Here is a 6,459-nt window from a genome sequence, read left to right on the forward strand (position 1 = left end):
AAATATTAAACGCAGACTGTATGACAGTCTGCGTTTTTTTGTACTACCAAAGAATTTAAAGTCTGGTATAATCGTACCTAGAACGTATGTACGGAGTGGAGGGAGAGTAATGGAACGGCAGGCCCTAAAGGATTATCTTTTAAATAAGTATGGCTTAACATTCCAAAAGTCAGCAGCCGATCCATTAAATTTACAAATAGTTGAAGTTACGGCTCACAACCCCTTTATAGTTTTATCAGTTTCCACCCCGCAACTTGATGTTAAATGTCCTAATTTTGCAGCAACAATTCAAAATTTACAAGGATTTACAGAACCACAGTTAATGAATTATCCGGAATGGGTCGGAATTCAGTTAAACCAGATTAAAGCACAAGATCTTTTTAATGTTTTGGATTATGCGTTCAAATCAGCAACAAATGGTAACCAAAATTTCATTGCGCAACAATTGGTGTATTTACCAAGCGATGATACTGATTCAAAATATCAATCTCAACTTATTCCGCAACGTCAACAGTTAGCTCAAAAGCATCGACTCCCTGAACAATTAGAAAAAATGATGGCGAGTTATGACTACACCATTTTACCCATGAACGAACAAGGAGAAAATTTTTATCGTCAGGGGCAGATGGTGGCTAATTATGAAGATGACTATGATCAAATTTATGAATTGCGTCGTTATTATCCAGATTATCATGCAATGAACGGTCACCAACTGCGGACCTACTTTACTTGGCGGACGCAGTTACGCAAGGGCAATTTTACTGTCAGTAGTACTTCTTACGCATATGTTTATATTTATGAGCTACTTAACAATATCGGAGTAAAAGATCCCAATGACGGGTTTCAAAAGCTCCTTGAATTTGATCAAAAATATGCTGCTAGCTATGGACAGCGGATGAAGGACTATTTACATCAGTGGATGCAGGATTATGTTTTGTACTATGGCTTAGAACGCACAAAAGCGAATCAGGTGTTTGCAGACCAACTGAAGGTGGACCATGAATATCATATTCTACGTCATCCTGAAGATTACTCAGTAACTAAAGTTATGGATATTTTTTTGGAACATAGTCCTTATTTGAAGAAGTGTCTTTTATATAAAACATCACCGGCAAAGTGGACTGAAGTTGTAGTAATGGTTTGGCAATTCGCTTTGCAAAAGAACCCACAAATATTTACTAATCTGATTGCTACTCAGACATTAAGTGCCAAATACTTTTTTGCAGGAGCTGTTTTTGCTTTTCACCGGCAACCACGATTAACGGAATATCCAATTGATTCGGAACGAACATACCAGTTTAAGGATCGTAAATACTATTGCAATGCATGGTACCCACTCAAAGATCAACAAAAACGTTTAAACACTTTTTTTCATGAGTTGGATCGACTTGCTCGACAGCAATTTCATCTCGGTCACCCTTTAAAACCGCGACAATTAGATTCGCAAATATTGCAATTAGTCAGTTCAGGATTAGAAGAATATCAAAAGCAGGAAGTGTTAGCACGTCAGCCAAAGATTGAGCTAAACCTTTCTTCACTAGATCAAATTCGATCAGATGCTTCGGCAACCCGTGACAGTTTGTTGACTGATGAAGAGAAACAGGCTGATGATGAACTGATCCCAGATCCGTCATCAGTTAACCAGGTTGAAGATTCGTCTGCGGTATCAGATGATGCGGTAAATGATATTTTAAATATCAACGAACGATACTTAGTACACGCATTGCTTGATCAAAAGCCGTATCAAGATTATTTAAAGAAACATCATTTGATGGTGTCAATTTTGGTAGATTCAATTAACGAAAAACTTTTCGACGAGATTGGTGACTCAGTAATCGAGTTTAATGATCAAGATGAGCCAGAAGTAATTGATGATTATAAAGATGATCTACGAGAACTACTAAAGGAGGATGATGCATAATGCCAGAGAAGAAGCGACGGGTACCAAAAAGAATTGCTCAAACGATTCTAAATTCGCTGAAAGGAGGAGTTGTTCCGCGGATTGGTCTTCCTTATATTACGGTCGGCCGTAAAGCAGAAATTGAGGCCCTCCTGCATGATGTTGATGTCGTAGCAGAAGGTGGGGCTGCCTTCCACTTCATTGTCGGTCGTTACGGATCCGGAAAGAGTTTCTTGCTTCAGACAATCCGTAATTACGTGATGGACAAAAATTTTGTGGTCGTTGATGGCGATCTGTCACCAGAACGACGGTTACAAGGCACTAAGGGACAAGGGTTAGCGACCTATCGGGAATTAATTCAAAATTTAGCAACTAAGACCCGTCCTGAGGGTGGTGCACTTACCTTAATTCTTGATCGGTGGATTAACTCTGTGCAGACGCAAGTAGCTACCGAAACTGGACTGAGCGATGACGATCCAAAATTTGTCGAAAACACGGATAAGAAAATCTATGCAGTGATTTCCTCTTTAAGTGAACTGGTGCACGGTTTTGATTTTGCTAAGTTACTAAACATGTATTATCATGCTTATCTTAATAACGATGATGAAACTAAGGCTAAGGTTATTAAGTGGTTTCGTGGGGAGTACACCCACAAGACGGAAGCTAAGCAGGAATTAGGTGTTAACATTATCATTTCTGACGATGATTGGTACGAATATTTGAAACTATTTGCTAGTTTCTTCCGTCAAGCGGGCTATGCTGGCTTGATCATCATGATTGATGAATTAGTAAATATCTACAAAATCCCGAATAGTATCAGTCGTCAATACAACTATGAAAAGATCTTAACGATGTACAACGATGCTTTGCAGGGAAAGGCAAAGTATCTGGGGATTTTGATGGGCGGGACCCCGCAAGCAATTGAGGACCGCCGACGAGGTGTTTACAGCTATGAAGCTTTGAGGTCACGATTAGCTGAGGGAAAATTCTCTCAAGCTGGAGCCCGCGATATGTATGCACCGGTGATTAAGCTAGATCCACTGACACCGGAGGAAATGTTGGTATTGACCGAAAAATTGGCTGATATGCATGCTGGCTTGTATGGCTATCAGCGCACCGTTACTGATGATGACCTTGCTAAATTTATCAAAATTGAGTACGCTCGGATTGGAGCGGATACCAATATAACACCACGGGAGGTTATCCGTGACTTTATTGAAATGTTGGATATTGTATGGCAAAACCCATCGACGACAATTGAGGAACTATTGAATTCTGATCAATTTACATATACGGAACAATCTGCCGTTAGCGATCAGAAAACGAAAGATTATACTGAATTTACCTTATAAAAGGAGGGCAGGAGAATGGACGTTTTTTCACGGTATGCGCCATTTATTCAAGATTATATTTATGAACAAGGTTGGCAAACATTACGACCAATTCAGGTGGCAGCCGCCGAAGAAATCTTTAAAACTGATCACAACGTCCTCCTGTCAGCATCAACCGCAGCGGGAAAGACCGAGGCAGCTTTTTTCCCAATTTTAACGGAATTAACTGAACATCCCGTCGATTCCATTGGGTGCCTATACATTGCACCTTTAAAAGCGTTAATTAACGATCAATACCGGCGACTAACGGACCTCTGCGAAGATCAGGATTTCCCGATTTGGCGATGGCATGGTGATGTTTCACAATCACAAAAACGCCGAATGCTGAAAAATCCGCGTGGGGTGTTGCAAATTACACCTGAATCGCTGGAATCCTTTATGATCAACAAACATATGGATATTCCACGCTTATTTCATGGCTTACGGTTCATTGTGATTGATGAGCTGCATTCATTCTTGCGGAGTGACCGAGGTGGTCAAACTTTCTGTTTAATTGAACGTTTATCAAAATTAGCTGGGATTGATCCGCGACGGATTGGATTATCCGCAACGATCGGCAATACTGAAGCGGCCAGTCAGTTTTTAGGAGCAGGAAGCAGTCACCAAACAGTAACACCAAAAGTTAAAAACACCCGGCAAATTTGGCGGCTATCAATGGAACATTTCTATAAGATGGGACCACAAGCAGCAAAGAATCAAGAGGAAAATAATCAGTTAATTGGTTCGAAAACTGATAAAGCCCCAGAGTTAGCTGATCCAGGGATTGGTTATATTTTTGAGCATACACGGGGTAAGAAATGCCTAGTCTTTACAAATAGTCGTGAAGAGTGTGAAGCCGTGTGCCAAATGTTGCGTGAGTATTGTGCCTACCGTCATGAACCAGACCGTTTTCTGATTCACCATGGTAATCTATCACCAGCACTGCGGCAGACGGCTGAAGACGCGATGAAGGATGAAGATGCTTACATGACCACGTGTGCCACGGCAACGTTAGAGTTAGGAATTGATGTTGGTAAATTAGAGAGTGCTTTTCAGATTGATGCGCCGTTTACCGTCTCGGGATTTTTGCAACGGATGGGCCGGACCGGTCGACGTGGCAATCCACTGGAAATGCATTTTGTGATGCGTGAAGAACATCCAGAATCACGGGCCATGCTACCAGATTTAATTCCGTGGCCATTGTTGCAGGGGATTGCATTAGTGCAACTGTACTTAGAAGAGCGGTGGGGTGAACCACCGGCGCCTAATCGTCTCCCATACAGTTTGCTTTATCATCAAACAATGAGTACGTTGGCGTCGAGTGGTGAAATGACCCCGGCTGAACTAGCCTCACGGGTTTTACCATTGACCTATTTTCATAACGTTAGTCAAGCTGACTATAAAGTTTTATTACGCCATTTGATTAAGACCAACCAAATTCAACAAACCGAAAATGGTGGCTTAATTGTTGGCTTAGCTGGTGAACGAGTTGTCAATAATTTTAAATTTTATGCTGTCTTTCAAGAAAACGTTGAATACAGTGTTCATGCTGGATCAGAAGAATTAGGAACAATTGTTAAGCCCCCACCGGTTGGCGATAAAATTGCCATCGCAGGACGGGTTTGGGTAGTTGAAGATGTGGATCGGAAACGGCATCAAGTCTATTGTCATGAAGTGAAGGGCCGTATTCCGGCGTACTTTGGGGACGTTCCGGGTGATATTCAGCCGAAAATTCTCCAGCGAATGCGCCAGGTATTGAATGAAAGTACAATGTATCCGTACCTGATGAATAACGCTCAGGCACGATTAACGCAGGCTCGTGATACTTGTAATATTGCTGGAATCCCGCAGCAACAGTTAATTAATTTGGGTGGTAAAATGTGGTGTTTATTGCCGTGGACAGGAAGTTATGCTTTTCTTGCGTTAGAACGACTGTTAAGAATAAAATGCGCTAAACGATTGAATTTACGCGGCTTTAATTCATCACGACCGTACTTTATGGAATTTGCAATGGATGCTTCAGCGGATGAGTTCTTCCAAATTATTAGGGAAGAGGCTGCCAAAGATTTTACGCCTATGGACTTGGTATATCCTAAGGAAGTGCCGGTGTTTGATAAGTATGATGAATATTTACCAGATGAGTTGGTACGCAAAGAGTTTGCGGAAAGTGTCCTAGATATTGCAGAAATGAAAAAGTGTGTCGCGCAAATGTGTGCTGAACATGAAAAAATAAAGAACTAGAAGGATCTCATGGTGCTAATGAAAAACCATGAGATTTTTTGATTTATTTTTAAAATAGGGGTTCCCTTTTAATTGTCAATTTGATATACTATTTTTTGTTGATTAATGCTCACTTAGCTCAGTTGGCAGAGCACGTCATTAGTAATGATGAGGTCGAAGGTTCGAATCCTTTAGTGAGCACTACAAAGAACACATAAGCCTGTAATACCAGCGATTATCGTTGGCGTTACAGGCTTTTTTCGTCGCTTAAATGGCGCTATTTTAACACGTTTGTTAACACGGGTGGATGTTGGTAAACGGTTTTTGAGTGGTTGAAGTGCTTGGATTGTTGATATAGCAAGGACGGTTGCGTGTTAAAATGTGTTAAAAATAAAATTTATGGCAGATTGCAAGAAATAACTTGAACAAATTTAGTGACGTAGATTAAGCAAGAAGATCTCGATTGGTGTATGCCAATTAAGACATTTAAGTGGCCGTGAATTCAGATACCAATTGATTTGAACCAGTTGGTAATCACTTAGTTCTTCAATGGCTTGTCCCTTGGGAATAAACCGTCGCAAAACTCGGTTACGGTTCTCATTACTACCGCGTTCATGTGGTGAATAAGCATGGGCAAAATAAACCGGAGTACCAGTTCGCTGCTCAATTGCCTGGTAGTTAGCGAACTCTTTACCATGATCTACGGTAAGCGTCTTGAGCTTGTCTTGAAGTTGACTAGCTAGTTCAAGTACGGCTTGAGTCATGGCCTGACTGTCGCGACCATGGAGCCGTTTAACAATTGTCAGGCGACTCTTACGCTCCACAAAAGTAGCCACAGCTTGACCTTTACGTTTGCCAGAAAGTACGGTATCAGCTTCAAAGTGGCCGAACTCCTGGCGAGTTTCGACTTTATGAGAACGCTCCTCAATGGAGCGGCCGTGACTGAACGTACCACGCTTTTCTTTAGCG

4 protein-coding genes and 1 tRNA gene are annotated in these 6,459 nt (G+C 41.3%); 4 read left to right on the plus strand and 1 reads right to left on the minus strand.

Annotated features, from left to right (window positions below):
• Positions 1-109: 109 nt before the first annotated feature.
• The 4 genes from HMPREF0501_RS06415 to HMPREF0501_RS06430 all read left to right on the plus strand — a co-directional run bounded on the left by HMPREF0501_RS06415 (position 110) and on the right by HMPREF0501_RS06430 (position 5,691).
• The gene (locus tag HMPREF0501_RS06415) at positions 110-1,921 is read left to right on the plus strand and encodes a TerB N-terminal domain-containing protein (protein WP_006917105.1); all 1,812 of its coding nucleotides are present in this window, start codon (positions 110-112) and stop codon (positions 1,919-1,921) included.
• Entirely contained in the window at positions 1,921-3,252 is a 1,332-nt protein-coding gene (locus tag HMPREF0501_RS06420; RefSeq protein ID WP_006917106.1) for an ATP-binding protein, read from the plus strand. Before HMPREF0501_RS06415 ends, HMPREF0501_RS06420 begins: the two co-directional genes overlap by 1 nt.
• 15 nt (positions 3,253-3,267) lie before the next feature.
• Positions 3,268-5,511 (plus strand): DEAD/DEAH box helicase, encoded by a 2,244-nt coding sequence (locus HMPREF0501_RS06425; RefSeq protein ID WP_006917107.1) that lies wholly within the window; start codon positions 3,268-3,270, stop codon positions 5,509-5,511.
• Positions 5,512-5,618: 107 nt separating this feature from the next.
• Positions 5,619-5,691: transfer RNA gene (locus HMPREF0501_RS06430), tRNA-Thr, on the plus strand.
• A gap of 230 nt (positions 5,692-5,921) precedes the next feature.
• Here HMPREF0501_RS06430 and HMPREF0501_RS06435 read toward each other — a convergent pair.
• The coding region (locus HMPREF0501_RS06435; protein WP_006917108.1) for an IS30 family transposase at positions 5,922-6,459 on the minus strand (538 nt) is incomplete at its 5' end.

Source organism: Limosilactobacillus coleohominis 101-4-CHN, assembly GCF_000161935.1.
In the GTDB taxonomy this organism is placed as follows: domain Bacteria; phylum Bacillota; class Bacilli; order Lactobacillales; family Lactobacillaceae; genus Limosilactobacillus; species Limosilactobacillus coleohominis_A.

Excerpts from the sequence above, each read along its gene's own strand:
- HMPREF0501_RS06415 (WP_006917105.1), top strand. The coding sequence starts at position 110 with ATGGAACGGCAGGCCCTAAAGGATTATCTTTTAAATAAGTATGGCTTA.
- HMPREF0501_RS06420 (WP_006917106.1), top strand. The coding sequence starts at position 1,921 with ATGCCAGAGAAGAAGCGACGGGTACCAAAAAGAATTGCTCAAACGATT.
- HMPREF0501_RS06425 (WP_006917107.1), top strand. The coding sequence starts at position 3,268 with ATGGACGTTTTTTCACGGTATGCGCCATTTATTCAAGATTATATTTAT.